Genomic DNA, 14,057 nt, shown 5'->3' on the forward strand with positions numbered 1-14,057 from the left:
GCTCACCGCTGTGCGAGCCGGCCGGCGAGGTCAGCAGGTGTGGTGACCGGGCGGTCGCAGACGAAGCCCCGGCAGACGTAGGCGGCGGAGGCCCCGTCGATCAGAGGGCGGCCCGCCAGGAGCGGCACACCCGGGCGATCCGGCTCCCCCACCACGATCACGGAACCGCCCGGCGCGTGCCGCACCGCGGCCGCCACCAGCGGATCCGCCGGGTCGGACGTGGCGACGGCGATCTCGTACGGCCCGGTCAGCGCCGCCTCGGCCACCGTCGCGGCGTAACCGGCGAACCGCGGGTACCCCTCGATCAGCGGCCCGAGCGTGGCCAGCGCCGCATCGGCCGCCTCCCGGTACGTGGTCTCACCCGTCAGCGCCGCGAAACCGACCAGCGCCGCGCAGATCGCCGACGCGCCGGACGGGGTGGCGTTGTCGGTCGGGTCGGCGGGCCGGGTGACCAGCTTCTCCGCATCGTCGGCGGTGTCGTGGAACCCGCCGTCCCCGGTCCCGAAGTGAGCCAGCGCCACATCCAGCAGCCGCCGCGCCGACTCCAGCCACCGCGGCTCGGCCGTCACCTGGTGCACCGCCAGGAACGCCTCCGCCACACACCCGTAGTCCTCCAGCACCCCGGCCGGCTCCCCCACCACCCCGTCCCGGGAGACCCGCCGCAGCCGCCCATCGACGACATGCCGCTCCGCCAGCACCTCGGCCAGCCGAACCGCGGCATCCGGGTCCGCCCCGGTGAGCAGGGCATACTCGGCGAGGGCGGTGATCGCCAGCCCGTTCCACGCGGCGACCACCTTGTCGTCCCGGGCCGGCTGCGGGCGCTCGCTCCGGGCCGCCGACAGCCGCCGCCGCACGTCACGCCAGCGCTCCACCAGCGCCGGATCGGCCTCGTCGATGTCGCGGGCCAGCACCAGGACGCTCGTGCCGTGCTCGAACGTGCCGCCCGGCGTGACCCGGAACAGATCAGCCGCCCACGCCCCGTCCGCGGGGCCGAGCGCCGCGGTCAGCTCCGCCGGCGTCCACGCGTAGGTCAGCCCTTCGACGCCCTCGGTGTCGGCGTCCAGCGCCGACGCCAGCCCACCGGACGACGTCCCCAGGTCACGCAGCAGGAAGGCAGCCGTCTCGTCGGCGATCCGGCGGGCGTACGCGTCACCGGTGAGCCGCCACAGTTGGGTGTAGACCCGCAGCAGCAGCGCGTTGTCGTACAGCATCTTCTCGAAGTGCGGCACCACCCAGCGGGCATCCACCGCATAGCGCGCGAACCCACCGGCGAGCTGGTCGTAGATGCCACCCCGGGCCATCTGCTCGCAGGCGTGCCGCACCGTCTCCAGCGCCTGCGCCGACCCGGTCCGCTCATGGTGCCGCAGCAGGAACAGCAGGTTCATGTGCGGGGGGAACTTCGGGGCGGCGCCGAATCCCCCGTACGTCTCGTCCTCGTCCCGGAAAAGGCCGGAGGCCGCGGAGGCGAGCAGCTCAGCGGTGACCGGCGCGGTCGGCCCACCGGCCGCCTGGGCGCCGCCGACCGCCTGCACGACCGCCGCACCCTGCTTGATCACCTCGTCCCGCTGGTCACGCCAGGCGGTCATGACCGAGGTCAGCAGCCGGGCGAAGGCGTCCCGCGGAAAATAGGTGCCACAGAAGAACGGCTCACCGTCCGGCGTGGCGAAGACCGTCATCGGCCAGCCACCCTGCCCGGTCATCGCCTGCGTCGCGGTCATGTAGACGGCGTCGACGTCCGGCCGCTCCTCCCGATCCACCTTGATCGCCACGAAGTCCGCATCGAGCTGCGCGGCGATCTCGGCATCCTCGAAGGACTCGTGCGCCATCACATGACACCAGTGACAGGCCGCATAGCCCACCGAGATCAGCACCGGCACGTCCCGGCGCCGCGCCTCGGCGAACGCCTCCGCCGACCACGGCCACCAGTCGACGGGGTTGGTGGCGTGCTGGAGGAGGTAGGGCGAGGTGGCACTACCCAGCCGATTCATGGACCAACCCTCTCACAACCACAACCCCGGACACGGCCTACCCGGTCGCCTCTCCAGCGGGGCTGCGCCGCTCCCTGTTCCGCGGCCCAGGGCCACTGCACGACGAGCAGTCAGGCCCTCTCCGGGCGATGCCGTCACGACTACGGCCGAGGCTTCCCAGGTCATTCCCTGATCTGGTGAACCCGAGGCCGAAGCTGGGCGCACAAGATTGAATTCCTGCCCGATCTTGGGCAGGAGGGGCCGGACCGCATCGCATAGGATTGCCGGCCGCCGACAAGACCGTGCCTGTCGCCGGCCTCGGCCCGCGCGTCTCCCATCCGGCCGAACGGATGGTCGCCGGCTCAGGACGCGCCGTCGGCCCTCAGCCTGGTCACGTTGGCCGGAGTGGCGCGGGCCAGCTGGAGCAACGCCTGCACGATCTTGTCGGCGGGCATCGGCTTGCAGAAGTGGTACCCCTGCGCGGACGGGCACCCCAGCGCGATCAGGGCCGCCCGCTGCTCGATCGTCTCGATGCCCTCGGCGACCACCCGTACGCCGAGCCGGGCGCCGAGTTCGACCGCTCCCCGGACCACCGCGCCCGCCGCCGCCGAGTCGATCATCTCGTCCACGAACGACCGGTCGATCTTGATCTCGTCGACCGGCATCCGGGTGACCGACGCCAGCGAGGAGAACCCGGTGCCGAAGTCGTCGAGGGACACCTGCACGCCGGATGCCCGGAGCCGGGCCAGCACCTCGTCGACGATGTCCTGTTCGCTGACCGCCACCGATTCGGTGATCTCCAGGACCAATCGGGAGGCGGGCGTACGGTGCCGCCGCAGCGCCTCGGTGACCTGCGCCGGGAACGTCGGGTCGGTGAGGCTGCGCGCCGACACGTTGACCGACACCGGCACGTCGATCCCGGCCGCCGTCCAGTCCGCCGCCGAGGCCAGCGCCAGGTCGAGCACCCTTCTGGTGAACGGGATGAGCAGCTCGCTGCGCTCCACGGCGGGCAGGAACTCCGCCGGCGACAGGTGCCCGCGCCGCGGGTGCCGCCAGCGGACCAGCGCCTCCACCCCGGTCGGCTCGGAGGTGACCAGGTCGACCGCCGGCTGCAGGTGCAGGATGATCTGGTCGTCGGCGGCGAACGCGTCCTGCAGGTCGGCGAGCAGGGCGAGCCGGTCGGTGCTGCTGGCGTCCTGCCCGCTGTCGTACGTCCCGACGGTGATCCCCAGCTCCTTGGCCCGCCCGACCGCGAGGGACGCCCGGCGCAGCAGCTCGCCCACCTCGGACTCGCCGGCCGGGGCCACCGCCACTCCGACGGTCACCTCGACGGAGAGCCGGACCCCGGCCACCTCCATCGGCAGGCGCAGCTGTTCGACCAGTTCACGAGCCCGGCGAAGAGCCTGCGGGAGGGTACGGGAGTGGCCGTGCGGCCACGCCGAATCGGAGATCGGCGCGACCGGGAGGAGCAGGGCGAACTCGTCGTCCCCGGTCCGCGCGACCAGTTCCCGGTCGCGGGCCAGGCCGGTGAGCCGCGCTCCGATCAGCCGGAGCACCTCGTCCCCGCCGGCCAGCCCGACCGTGCTGTTGACCTCGCGGAAGCCGACCACGTCGAGCAGCAGCAGCGCCACCGGCCGGTCCCGGTCCTCCGACCGCAGCATCGGGTCGCCGGCGCCGGCCAGAGCCGTCCGGTTGAGCAGGCCGGTGAGCGGGTCGCGGACGCGTTCGTCGGCGGCCCGGCTGTCGAGTTCGATGATCCGCTGGTGAGCGGCCGCGTCGTGCAGCGCCCCGGCGAGCGCCTCGCCGAACGCCGCGATGGCGGCCTCGTCGCGTGGGACCGGCAGGCCGGGTTCGCCGAGCCAGACGGTGAGTTCGCCGACCTCCCGGCCGCCGACGGCCATGCTGCGGGTGATCGCCGGGCCGGAGCGGGTGCCGGCGATGCCTTCCAGGCCGGGGCCGTCCTGGGCGTACCGGCGGTGGCCACCGCCGGTACGGACCTGCAGTTCGGCGCGGCGGGCGCCGAAGACGTCCAGGGCGCCGCGCAGGCCGGCCCGGGCCACTTCGGCTTCGCTGGCGCCGGGCAGCCGGGCGGTGGCGACCGCGAAGGCCTCCCACATCCGGCGTTCCTCGGCGGCACGCAGGTGGAATCGGTAGGTGCGGTGCAGCAGCCACAGCACCGGCCCGAAGGCCAGCAGCCAGAGCGGTTCGCGGATCAGCGCGTAGACAGCGAGGATGCCGACGATCACGTTGCCGACCGACATCGGCAGCTTGGCGTAGAGGACCCGGGTGGCGATCTGGCCGGGCTGAGCGTCCCGGTGCAGCACCAGGGTGAGCACGACCAGGCCGAACGTGATGCTCAGGTAGGTGCCGGCGCCGGCCGCCAGGGCCAGCGGGAGCCGGGCGCTGCGCACCGGCACGTCCCCGGCGAGCAGGCCGGTGACCAGGGCGGCCCCGGCGACGCCGAGTGTCATCGAGGCGACCAGGTGCACGATCTCGGCGACGTTGCGCAGCCCGGTGAGCCAGGCGAGCAGCAGCCAGGCCGCGCCGGTGCCGGCCAGGGTGGCTGCGGGCAGCCAGCCGGCCGGGGCGACCACGAACCCGACCACGACCGCGGCTTCGGCCCAGCTGACCGAGACGGCGTCCGGGCCGAGACGGAACCGCAGGCCGGCGAGCTGCGCGATGGCGGCGAGCACGGCAGCGACGCAGACCCCGTCGAGCGGCGAGAGGGGACGGCCGCCGGCAGCCGGGACAGGCTGGAGCGCGCCGAGGACGACGGCCGCGGCGGCGGCGATCACGACGACGGCGGTGAGGATCCGGACCGGCCGCGGGTGGCTGATCAGATCGGTCCACGACCGTGCGGAAACCCTCACGGCGTCACCGCGAGCGGCGGCGCTACGAGCGGCGCCACGGCGAGAGGCAGTGCCGCGAGCGGGGTCACGGCGAGAGGCAGTGCCGCGAGCGGGGTCACCGCGAGCGGCGTCATCGGGAGCAGCACGGGCGGATGCACGTGCAGCTCGGGTCCGGCGAGTCGGCGCCTGACGTTGGTCATGTCGGCGCCCCCTTCCGCGCAGGGTCCAGGGACCGTGCAGTCCCCGGGCGGAAGGCTAAATCAAACCTGATGAACGCAACAGGGCTTGACGGGACCCGGACGGGCACACTCGCCGCGGGCGGCAGGAAACCCGGCGGGCGAGCCGGGCGGCGCGGCCGGTCAGGCCCGTTCCGCCCCGCTGTCCGGCCGGGCTCCACTGTGCTCGTCGCGCACGCCCGCCACCTCGGGTTCCTCGGTCGCGGCGGAGTCGGCCGATCGACCGGCCTCGACGTCGGCGGGGACGGCGGCGCCGGAACCGGGCGCGGAGTCGCCGGATCCGGCGATCTCAGACACACGATCCTGCTTCCCGGCAGCCGGGAAACTGTCGGGAAGCCGACGAATGCGTTTGTTCATGTTGCGGATCAGCAGGACGGTCACCACACACATGAGGACGATAAGGAACAGCCCCATCGGGCCGGCCAGGCCGCCCGACCGGGTGTCGCCGAAGTTGTTGACCGCGAAAACGTCCACCCCGTCAGCGTACTGCTCAGTGGGCGTCGACCTTCTCCCGGATGCCCGCGAACAGGTCGGATTCCGGCGCCGGGCTGTCCACGAGTGACCGGGCGAGCTCGAAGTCCTCGGTCGGCCACACCTTCTGCTGCATCTCCAGCGGGATGTGGAACCAGAACCCGTCCGGGTCGACCTGGGTCGCGTGGGCCCGCAGGGCGTCGTCGCGAACCCCGAAGTACTCCCCGCACTCGATCCGGGTGGTGATCTTGTCGCCCCGGTCGTCCCGGTCGGCCCACTTCTCCAGCCACTCCGCGTACGGCGACTCCAGGCCGGCCGCCAGCATGCCCTCGTGCAGCGCCAGCATCCGGGCCTTGGTCCAGCCGGAGTTGTAGTACAGCTTCAGCGGCTGCCACGGCTCGCCGAGTTCCGGGTACCGCTCCGGGTCGCCGGCCGCCTCGAACGCCTCCACCGACACCTTGTGGCACATGATGTGGTCGGGGTGCGGGTATCCGCCGTTCTCGTCATAGGTGGTCATGACGTGCGGCCGGAACTCACGGATCAGCTTGATCAGCGGTTTCGCCGCCTCCGCCGGGTCCTGCAGGCCGAAACAGCCCTCCGGCAGCGGGGGCAGCGGGTCGCCCTCGGGCAGGCCGGAGTCGACGAAACCGAGCCAGGCCTGGTCGACACCCAGGATCTCGCGCGCCCGGTCCATCTCGGCCCGGCGGATGTTGGTGATGTCGGCGAGCACCTCGGGCCGATCCATCTTGGGGTTGAGGACGCTGCCACGCTCCCCACCGGTACAGGTCGCGACCAGCACCTTGACACCCTCGGCGATGTATTTCGCCATGGTGGCGGCACCCTTGCTCGACTCGTCGTCCGGGTGCGCGTGCACGGTCATCAGACGCAACTGCTCAGCCATGGTGTTGTCAGGATCCTCTCGACCAGGCCTGCGGTGAGCGGGCCGGGATCGGCTGCGAAGATGGAACTCTGCCATTCTGGCCGATCCCATGGATGAGAAACGCACGAGAGGTCGACAGGTGAGCGAGACGCACGCCACAACGCCGGTCTTCCCGCCGGGTCGCTACGGCAGGCGACGCGAGGGCGGGCGGCGCCGTCTGCTTCCGATCGTCGCCACCGTGGTGTTCGCGCTCGGCCTGGGCGGCCTCACTTTCGCGTATTTCCAGAAGTTCGGGCAGACCGACTACACCGCCGACATCATCGGCTGGAGTGTTCGCTCGGACACCGAGATGGTGATCGAGTTCCGGGTCCGGGTGCCCGAGGGCGGCACGGCGATGTGCATGGCGCGGGCCCGTGACTACGACGGTTTCGAGGTCGGCCGCCAGCCGGTGACCGTCCCGGCGCCCGACGGCGGCGGATCGGTCGAGGTGCGCGAGCCGGTGCCGACCGAGAAGCGCGCCGCGGTCGCCGACGTGATGGGCTGCCGGCCGGCCGCCTGACCACCGGGCGAGATCCGACAGTATTTCGCCTTCCGAGGGGCCCGCCTACCGCTGGTAAGCTTGGTAATTCGCTGCGTTCAGCATGCCGCCTCACGGGCGGCATGTTTTGCCCCCTACATGGCGACATCGCCTGTGTGACAAGACGTTGCCCAGTTCCAGCAAGGAGATCGACCGTGTCCAGTTCCGAGGCGCCGAAGACCTGGCTCTCCCAGGACGCTTACGACCGGCTGCAGGCCGAGCTCGACGAGTTGATCGCCAACCGGCCGGAGGTCGCGGCGGAGATCAACGCGCGGCGTGAGGAGGGTGACCTCCGGGAGAACGGTGGCTACCACGCCGCCCGCGAGGAACAGAGCCGCCAGGAGGGCCGGATCCTCTACTTGAAGGAGTTCCTGCGCAACTCCGAGATCGGCGAGGTCCAGAAGAGCGACACCGTCACCCCCGGGTCGGTCGTGACGATCTACTTCGACGACGACCAGAGCGACACCGAGACGTTCCTGCTGGGCTCGCGGGAGATCTCCTCCACCACCGAGCACACCGTCTACAGCCCCGAGTCGGCGCTGGGCCAGGCCATCCTCGGCTCGCGCCCGGGTCAGACCGTGACCTACACGGCCCCCAGCGGCGCCGACATCAAGGTCACCGTGGTCGAGTTCGGCCCGTTCGAGGGCTGATCCACTCCTGCTGACGGCCCGCGGTGATCACACCGCGGGCCTTCTCGCAAGCCTCACGGGGTCCAGTCGGCCAGCAGCGACACCCGGTACCCCGCTTCCCGCAGGGCGTTGATCAGCTCCGACGAGTGGGCCGGCCCGCGGGTCTCGACCGAGAGCGCCACCTCCACCTCGCCGAAACTCAGCCGCGGGCTCTGCCGCGAGTGGTTCACGTCGACGATGTTGGCCCGGTGTTCGGCGATCCGCTCGACCAGCCCGGCCAGCTGGCCCGGCCGGTCCGTGCACCGTACCGCCAGCCGCAGGAACCGGCCCGCCGACGCCAGCCCGTGCTCGATCACCCGCAGCAGCAGCATCGGGTCGATGTTGCCGCCGGACAGGATCGCCACCACCGGCCCGCCCTGCGGCACGTGCGCCCCGGTCAGCAGCGCCGCCGCGGCTGCCGCGCCGGCCGGCTCGACCACCGTCTTGTGCCGTTCCAGCAGCACCAGCAGGGCCGCCGACAGGTCCTCGTCCTGGACCGTGACGATCTCGTCGACCAGCTTCGCGACGTGCGCGAAGGTGAGTTCGCCGGGCCGCAGGACGTTGATGCCGTCGGCGATGGTGGCACCGGCGTCCAGCTTCTGCGGCGCTCCGGCGGCCAACGAGGGCGGGTACGCCGCCGCCCCGCTCGCCTGCACCCCGATGATCCGGATGTCCGGCCGCATCGCCTTGGCCGCCACCGCCAGCCCGGACACCAGCCCGCCGCCGCCGACAGCGGTCACGATCGTCGCCGCCTCCGGGCACTGCTCCAGGATCTCCAGCGCGACGGTGCCCTGCCCGGCGATCACGTCGGCGTGGTCGAACGGGTGGATCAGCACCGCCCCGGTATCCCGGGCGAACTCGTGCGCCGCGACGAGCGCGTCGTCCACGCTGGTCCCGGCGTACTCGACGGCGGCGCCGTACCCCTTGGTGGCAGTGACCTTGGGCAGTGGCGCGCCCTCCGGCATGAACACGGTGGCCCGGGTGCCGAGCAGGCCCGCCGCCAGCGCCACCCCCTGGGCGTGGTTGCCGGCGCTCGCCGCGACCACACCGCGGGCCCGCTCGCCGGCGGACAGGCGGGAGATGCGGGTGTACGCCCCGCGCACCTTGTACGACCCGGCCCGCTGCTGGTTCTCGCACTTGAGCCAGACCGGCACCCCGGTGATCTCGCTGAGCGGCCGCGACGGGATCAGCGGGGTCCGCTTGACCACTCCGGCCAGCAGGTCGCGGGCGGCCTCGACGTCAGCGAGGGTGAGCAGGTCGAGCGGTGTTCCGGGTGCGGTCATGGACCCCATCGTCGCCTAGACGAGTGCGTGCCTCTGCCACGGGTTGGCGACCTCGAACTGACCGGCCACCGAGAGCAGCAGCAACTCCGAGCCGGGCGGGCCGACCAGTTGCACCGCGAGCGGCAGGCCGTCCGGGCGGAAACCGACCGGGATCACGATCGCGGGCAGGCCGGCGTAGTTCCACGGGGCCCCGTACGGCGCGTACGCCGCGTTGACCGTCATGTTCTTGCGCCAGCCGGCCGCCGAGAACTGTGTGGCGGGCGGCGGCGCGGCGGCCAGCGCGGGGGTGAGCAGCAGGTCGATCGACCGGTCGGCGAAGAACTGGATGGACCGCTCACGCCAGGAGGCCCGCTGCTTCTCCCGGACCAGCCCGGCCTTCATCGCCGCCTTGCCGAGCCGGATGTGCTGCCGGGTGCGCGGCTGCAGCCGGTCCAGCGGAAGGCCCGCGGAGTTCACGTACGCCCCGGCGAACCAGGTCGCCAGCACGCCGAGCTGAATCCCGGTGGGATAGGACGGGTCGGCGGTGACCGTGTCGTGCCCGACGTCGACCAGCAGCTTCGAGGCGGTCGCCACGGCGCCGGCGTTCGGCTCGTCGGGTTTCACCCCGGCGACCGGGGACCGCAGCGAGACGCCGATCCGCAGTTTCGCCGGCTCGACCAGTTTCACCGGGGCCTGTCCGGCGAGCACCGAGAAGCCCAGCGCGGCGTCGGCCACCGTGGTGGCCAGCATGCCGTTCTCCACCAGGCCGAACCAGTCCTTGTCGCCGAAGTCGACCGGGACCACGCCCTTGCCCGGCTTGAGCCCGACCAGGCCGCAGCAGGCCGCCGGGATCCGGATCGAGCCGAGCCCGTCGTTGCCCTGCGCGAGCGGCACCAGCCCGGCCGCCACCGCCGCCGCCGAACCGCCGGACGACCCGCCCGGGGTCCGCTCCAGGTCCCACGGGTTGCGGACCGGGCCGGTCTCGTCGTCACTGATCGCCCAGAGACCCATCTCGGGCATCCGGGTCACACCGACCACGACGGCGCCGGCGCCGCGCAGCCTGCGGACCACTTCGTGGTCCTCCTCGGCGACCTCGGGGGTACGCGCCGCGGCCGAACCGTGCCACGTCGGCAGCCCCGCCACCGGGGTGTTCTCCTTCACCGCCACCGGCACCCCGGCCAGCGGAAGGTTCGCCAGATCCTCCTGGTCGTCGACCTTCTCCGCCTCGGTGATCGCCTCCCCGCCCCGGACCACCCGGAACGCGCCGAGCGCCGGGTCGGAGATGGCGATCTGTTCCAGATGGTCGGCGACGACCTGGGTCGCGTTGGTGTCGCCGCGGCGCACCGCGCGGGCGATCTGCTTGGCGGTGGCTCCCACCCAGGTCGTCGTGTCCATCGCGCAGTTTCTCCAGCGTCGGTCTTTAACCGAGCGCCTGCTCCAGGTCGGCGAGCAGATCGTCAACGGTTTCGATGCCGACAGACAGTCTCACGAGATCGGCGGGAACCTCAAGCGCTGAGCCCGCAGCCGACAGATGTGTCATCTGGCCCGGGTGCTCGATCAGCGACTCGACGCCGCCGAGCGACTCGGCGAGCACGAACAGCTTGGCCCGGTTGCAGATGGCCACGGCCGCCTCCGGACCGCCGGACGCGCGGAACGAGACCATGCCGCCGAACCGGCTCATCTGCTTGGCCGCCACCTCGTGACCGGGGTGGCTGTCCAGCCCCGGGTAGAGCACGCTCGCCACGGCGGGGTGCTCCCGGAGGTAACCGACGATCCGCTCGGCGTTGTCGCAGTGCCGGTCCATCCGTACACCCAGGGTCTTGATCCCCCGCAAGGTCAGCCAGGCGTCGAAGGGACCGTTCACGCCGCCCATCGCGTTCTGGTGGAAGGCGAGCTCGTCGCCGAGCCCGTCGTCCGCGGTGACCAGCGCGCCGCCGACCACGTCGGAGTGCCCGCCCAGGTACTTGGTGGTCGAGTGGATCACGACGTCCGCGCCCAGGGTCAAAGGCTGCTGGAGGTACGGGGACGCGAACGTGTTGTCCACCGCCAGCATCGCGTCGTACTCGTGGGCGAGACCGGCCAGCAGCGCGATGTCGTTGACGTTGAGCAGCGGGTTCGTCGGCGTCTCGGACCAGATCAGCCGGGTGTGCCCGGGGCGGAACGCGGCCCGCACCGAGTCGATGTCGTCCAGCGGGGCGGCCGTCCAGTCCAGGCCCCAGCGCTCGGCGACCTTGCTGAAGAGACGGAACGTGCCGCCGTACGCGTCGTTCGGGATGACCACGTGGTCGCCGGGGCGGCACACCGTACGCAAGAGGGTGTCCTCCGCCGCCAGGCCGCTGGCGAAGGCCAGGCCGCGCCGCCCGCCCTCGATCGCCGCCAGGCACTCCTGCAGCGCGTCCCGGGTCGGGTTGCCGGATCGGCTGTACTCGTAGCCCAGGCGGGGGGCGCCGACGGCGTCCTGGGCATAGGTGCTCGTCTGATAGATGGGCGGCACCACCGCGCCGGTCCGCGGATCCGGCTCCTGGCCGGCGTGGATGGCGAGGGTGTCGAACCCGTAGCTGTTAGCCGTCATGTTGCGCAAGGCTAGTCTCACCTGATGGCGGACTGCGTGTTCTGCGGCATCGTTTCGGGATCTCTCCCGGCATTCATGGTCGCCGACTCTCCAGCCGGGTTGGCCTTCCTCGACATCCGTCCGGTGTTCAAGGGCCACGTGCTGGTGATCCCACGCCCGCACGTCGTGACGCTGCCTTCATTGGAGCCGGGCCTTTTGGCCGGATATTTCCGTTTCGTTCAGCTGCTCAGCGCCGCCGTGCCCGCGGCACTGCAAGCGCAGGGCACCTTCGTGGCGATGAACAACATCGTCTCCCAGTCGGTGCCGCACCTGCACACCCACGTCGTGCCCCGCACCAAGGGCGACGGCCTGCGCGGCTTCTTCTGGCCCCGCCACAAGTACGACAGCGACGACGAGGCCGCGTCGTTCGCCGAGACCATTGGTAAGGAATACCTCCGTCTCAGCGTTACAGACAGCGGACGAAGGGAGTGACCGTGTTCCTGCGGTACAAGAAGCTCGATCTGCCCACCGCCGAGACCGCCGTGCCCGGCCGGGACACCGAGCTGTGGGTGGCCGACACCCACACCGTGCTCGGCACCCCGATGAAGGGCCCGTGGCCGGCCGGCCTCGAGGTCGCGGTCTTCGGGATGGGCTGTTTCTGGGGCGCTGAGCGGATCTTCTGGCGCCTGCCCGGCGTGTACTCGACCTCGGTCGGCTACGCGGGCGGTTTCACGAAGAACCCGACGTACGAGGAGACCTGCTTCGGCACGACCGGGCACACCGAGGCGGTCCAGGTGGTGTACGACCCCGCCAAGATCAGTTACGAGGACCTGCTGAAGGCCTTCTGGGAGAACCACGACCCCACTCAGGGCATGCGCCAGGGCAACGACGTGGGCACGCAGTACCGCTCCGCGATCTACACGACGACAGACGCCCAGGCCGCGACGGCGCTCGCCTCCCGCGACGCCTTCCAGCCGGTCGTCACCGCCGCCGGCCACGGCACGATCACCACCGAGATCAAGCCGCTGACCGCTTACTACTACGCCGAGGACTACCACCAGCAGTATCTCTCCGACGCCAAGAACCCGGGCGGCTACTGCAACCACGGCCCCAACGGCCTGACCTGCCCGATCGGCGTCGCCCGCACCAGCTGACCCCACGACACGGGACGGACGCCCGCCGCGTCCGTCCCGTGTGACGGGCGGGGATGTTTCCTCGACCACGCGGCGGTCACACCGCGCGAGGCTCCAGGAGATCGGCCTGCTGGAGCAGGCGCAGCCAGGCGTCGACCAGCTCGCCCTTGTGCTTTCCCTTGCGGATGCGTTGCTCCAGCAGGCCGGGGCCGAGCACGAGCGACACCAGCTCCGGATACCGCGCCCCGAAGACCCAGTCCGCGAAGAAGGTCGCCGCGTCCGGGGCGATCGGGTGGTACACCTCCTCGACGGCCTCCCACTCGATGTTGCGCTGGAACCACGCCCAGTCGTCGACGTAGTAGACGTTCCCCTTGACCGGGTCGAGCACGATCTGCTCGCCCCCGCTCACCCCGGACCGGCCCTCGATCTCGCTGGAGTGGGACCACATCTCCCAGCCCAGAACGACCGGCATGGGCAGGATCGTGTCGAGATCCGGCTTCGATTCCCACTCGTGGGCCGAGCGCAGCTCGTCCGGGCAGTCGAACCGGAAGAGCGGACCGGCGGCCCAGGCGAACAGCCGGTACGCCTCCACCGCCGCGGACGGGGCCGCCGCGGGCGCTTCCGTCAGGGGCAGTGGCGGCCCGATCTCGACCGGCAGATCCGACTCGGCGAGGACGGCGCGGCACCGTTCGACCCTGTTTCGCAGCTCCTCCAGCATGCCGGGCATTGTCGCCGACTCCGGCAAGCCCGGTTGAACAGGGGAATCGGTGATCGGCAAGAGGGATGGGCGGGATTTCACGCTGGCGATCGAAAAAGTTCGACATGCACCGAAATAGCGCACAGACTCGATCTGGAACGTCAGCGGGAGGTGCACGATGTCGCTCAGCTATCACACCCATGAGGAACGCGCGGCCTGGGAACTCGCCGAGTCCCAGCTGCAGCAGGCCCGCGCGATGATGCGCGAGGCCGAGAAGGCGATGGACGACTGGCGGACCGGCAAGGAGATGAACCGGCTGCGCTGCGAGCGCCGCGGGATCGGCAAGACCGACGCCGAGATCCGCTGGGCCGGGTCAGCGACCGCGAAGAACGCGATCACCAACAACACCTTCCACGTCGGCCTGGCCACGATGTACTACAACGCGGCCACCGCCAATTACGCCCGAGCCCTTTACCTGCACACCCAGCAGGAGGCGCGGCTGTGAGGGTCACTCGTCGGGGGCGGCGTCCTGGGTGGTCGCCGGCGGGCGGGGTGGGTCGGCCTGAACCGGCGACGCCGGGACGGCGAGCGCGAGGCCGAGGACCGCGCCCGCGCCGATGAGGCGCAGGCCGGCGAGTGAGGCGGCGAGAGGGATCGGACGGCGTTCTGCCTTCTCCATGCGGTGCTCCTAAACCGGGCCGGGCCACCACGATGCCAGCCCAACCTGAGACACCGCTGTGCACGAGCCGTGACGCCAGGCACCATG

15 protein-coding genes are annotated in these 14,057 nt (G+C 71.5%); 5 read left to right on the forward strand and 10 right to left on the reverse strand.

Annotation, left to right across the window (positions count from 1 at the left end; translation table 11 throughout):
• Positions 1–2: 2 nt before the first annotated feature.
• From ACZ3II_RS08425 to mca, 5 genes are all read right to left on the reverse strand, one after another.
• A complete protein-coding gene (locus tag ACZ3II_RS08425) occupies positions 3–1,988 on the reverse strand; it encodes a thioredoxin domain-containing protein (protein ID WP_465516952.1) in 1,986 nt (661 codons plus the stop codon).
• A 341-nt stretch (positions 1,989–2,329) separates the two neighbouring features.
• Positions 2,330–4,837 (reverse strand): putative bifunctional diguanylate cyclase/phosphodiesterase, encoded by a 2,508-nt coding sequence (locus ACZ3II_RS08430; RefSeq protein ID WP_465516953.1) that lies wholly within the window; start codon positions 4,835–4,837, stop codon positions 2,330–2,332.
• Positions 4,834–5,016 (reverse strand): hypothetical protein, encoded by a 183-nt coding sequence (locus ACZ3II_RS08435; protein WP_465516954.1) that lies wholly within the window; start codon positions 5,014–5,016, stop codon positions 4,834–4,836. The genes ACZ3II_RS08430 and ACZ3II_RS08435 overlap by 4 nt, the downstream gene beginning before the upstream one ends.
• A gap of 159 nt (positions 5,017–5,175) precedes the next feature.
• Positions 5,176–5,526: a hypothetical protein gene (locus ACZ3II_RS08440; protein ID WP_465516955.1), complete on the reverse strand. Its 351-nt coding sequence runs from the start codon at positions 5,524–5,526 to the stop codon at positions 5,176–5,178.
• 16 nt (positions 5,527–5,542) lie between these two features.
• Positions 5,543–6,424, reverse strand: coding sequence for a mycothiol conjugate amidase Mca (gene mca, locus ACZ3II_RS08445; RefSeq protein WP_465516956.1), 882 nt, complete (start codon positions 6,422–6,424; stop codon positions 5,543–5,545).
• Between the two features lie 118 nt (positions 6,425–6,542).
• Here mca and ACZ3II_RS08450 point away from each other — a divergent pair, with 118 nt between their 5' ends.
• Both ACZ3II_RS08450 and greA read left to right on the forward strand, forming a co-directional pair.
• Positions 6,543–6,962, forward strand: a complete 420-nt coding sequence (locus ACZ3II_RS08450; protein WP_465516957.1) for a DUF4307 domain-containing protein — start codon at positions 6,543–6,545, stop codon at positions 6,960–6,962.
• Positions 6,963–7,135: 173 nt separating this feature from the next.
• Positions 7,136–7,630: a transcription elongation factor GreA gene (greA, locus tag ACZ3II_RS08455; protein WP_465516958.1), complete on the forward strand. Its 495-nt coding sequence runs from the start codon at positions 7,136–7,138 to the stop codon at positions 7,628–7,630.
• A gap of 53 nt (positions 7,631–7,683) precedes the next feature.
• On the opposite strand, the gene ilvA is transcribed toward greA, so the two are convergent.
• From ilvA to ACZ3II_RS08470, 3 genes are read right to left on the reverse strand one after another with little or no spacing between them, the layout of a single operon-like run.
• Positions 7,684–8,931 carry a threonine ammonia-lyase gene (gene ilvA, locus ACZ3II_RS08460; protein WP_465516959.1) on the reverse strand — a complete coding sequence of 416 codons (1,248 nt, stop codon included), beginning with the start codon at positions 8,929–8,931 and terminating at the stop codon, positions 7,684–7,686.
• A 15-nt stretch (positions 8,932–8,946) separates the two neighbouring features.
• The gene (locus ACZ3II_RS08465; RefSeq protein WP_465516960.1) at positions 8,947–10,305 is read right to left on the reverse strand and encodes an amidase; all 1,359 of its coding nucleotides are present in this window, start codon (positions 10,303–10,305) and stop codon (positions 8,947–8,949) included.
• Between the two features lie 25 nt (positions 10,306–10,330).
• Entirely contained in the window at positions 10,331–11,482 is a 1,152-nt protein-coding gene (locus ACZ3II_RS08470) for a cystathionine gamma-synthase (protein ID WP_465516961.1), read from the reverse strand.
• Positions 11,483–11,506: 24 nt separating this feature from the next.
• On the opposite strand from ACZ3II_RS08470, the gene ACZ3II_RS08475 reads away from it, so the two are divergent.
• Together ACZ3II_RS08475 and msrA are read left to right on the forward strand one after the other, a co-directional pair.
• A complete protein-coding gene (locus ACZ3II_RS08475) occupies positions 11,507–11,953 on the forward strand; it encodes an HIT family protein (protein ID WP_465516962.1) in 447 nt (148 codons plus the stop codon).
• A gap of 2 nt (positions 11,954–11,955) precedes the next feature.
• Positions 11,956–12,615, forward strand: coding sequence for a peptide-methionine (S)-S-oxide reductase MsrA (msrA, locus tag ACZ3II_RS08480; protein ID WP_465516963.1), 660 nt, complete (start codon positions 11,956–11,958; stop codon positions 12,613–12,615).
• 76 nt (positions 12,616–12,691) lie between these two features.
• Here the strand turns inward: msrA and ACZ3II_RS08485 are convergent, their stop codons facing one another.
• Complete coding sequence (locus ACZ3II_RS08485; RefSeq protein ID WP_465516964.1) at positions 12,692–13,312, reverse strand: hypothetical protein; 621 nt, start codon at positions 13,310–13,312, stop codon at positions 12,692–12,694.
• A gap of 157 nt (positions 13,313–13,469) precedes the next feature.
• On the opposite strand from ACZ3II_RS08485, the gene ACZ3II_RS08490 reads away from it, so the two are divergent.
• Positions 13,470–13,796 carry a hypothetical protein gene (locus ACZ3II_RS08490; RefSeq protein WP_465516965.1) on the forward strand — a complete coding sequence of 109 codons (327 nt, stop codon included), beginning with the start codon at positions 13,470–13,472 and terminating at the stop codon, positions 13,794–13,796.
• A gap of 3 nt (positions 13,797–13,799) precedes the next feature.
• Here the strand turns inward: ACZ3II_RS08490 and ACZ3II_RS08495 are convergent, their stop codons facing one another.
• The gene (locus ACZ3II_RS08495) at positions 13,800–13,970 is read right to left on the reverse strand and encodes a hypothetical protein (protein WP_465516966.1); all 171 of its coding nucleotides are present in this window, start codon (positions 13,968–13,970) and stop codon (positions 13,800–13,802) included.
• Between the last annotated feature and the right edge of the window lie 87 nt (positions 13,971–14,057).

The sequence above is a fragment of the Actinoplanes sp. NPDC019969 genome (assembly GCF_055562375.1).

Coding starts and splice junctions, on each gene's coding strand:
- ACZ3II_RS08425 (WP_465516952.1), bottom strand. CDS start 1,988: ATGAATCGGCTGGGTAGTGCCACCTCGCCCTACCTCCTCCAGCACGCC.
- ACZ3II_RS08495 (WP_465516966.1), bottom strand. CDS start 13,970: ATGGAGAAGGCAGAACGCCGTCCGATCCCTCTCGCCGCCTCACTCGCC.
- mca (WP_465516956.1), bottom strand. CDS start 6,424: ATGGCTGAGCAGTTGCGTCTGATGACCGTGCACGCGCACCCGGACGAC.
- ACZ3II_RS08470 (WP_465516961.1), bottom strand. CDS start 11,482: ATGACGGCTAACAGCTACGGGTTCGACACCCTCGCCATCCACGCCGGC.
- ACZ3II_RS08490 (WP_465516965.1), top strand. CDS start 13,470: ATGTCGCTCAGCTATCACACCCATGAGGAACGCGCGGCCTGGGAACTC.
- ACZ3II_RS08465 (WP_465516960.1), bottom strand. CDS start 10,305: ATGGACACGACGACCTGGGTGGGAGCCACCGCCAAGCAGATCGCCCGC.
- ACZ3II_RS08475 (WP_465516962.1), top strand. CDS start 11,507: ATGGCGGACTGCGTGTTCTGCGGCATCGTTTCGGGATCTCTCCCGGCA.
- ACZ3II_RS08435 (WP_465516954.1), bottom strand. CDS start 5,016: ATGACCAACGTCAGGCGCCGACTCGCCGGACCCGAGCTGCACGTGCAT.
- ilvA (WP_465516959.1), bottom strand. CDS start 8,931: ATGACCGCACCCGGAACACCGCTCGACCTGCTCACCCTCGCTGACGTC.
- ACZ3II_RS08485 (WP_465516964.1), bottom strand. CDS start 13,312: ATGCTGGAGGAGCTGCGAAACAGGGTCGAACGGTGCCGCGCCGTCCTC.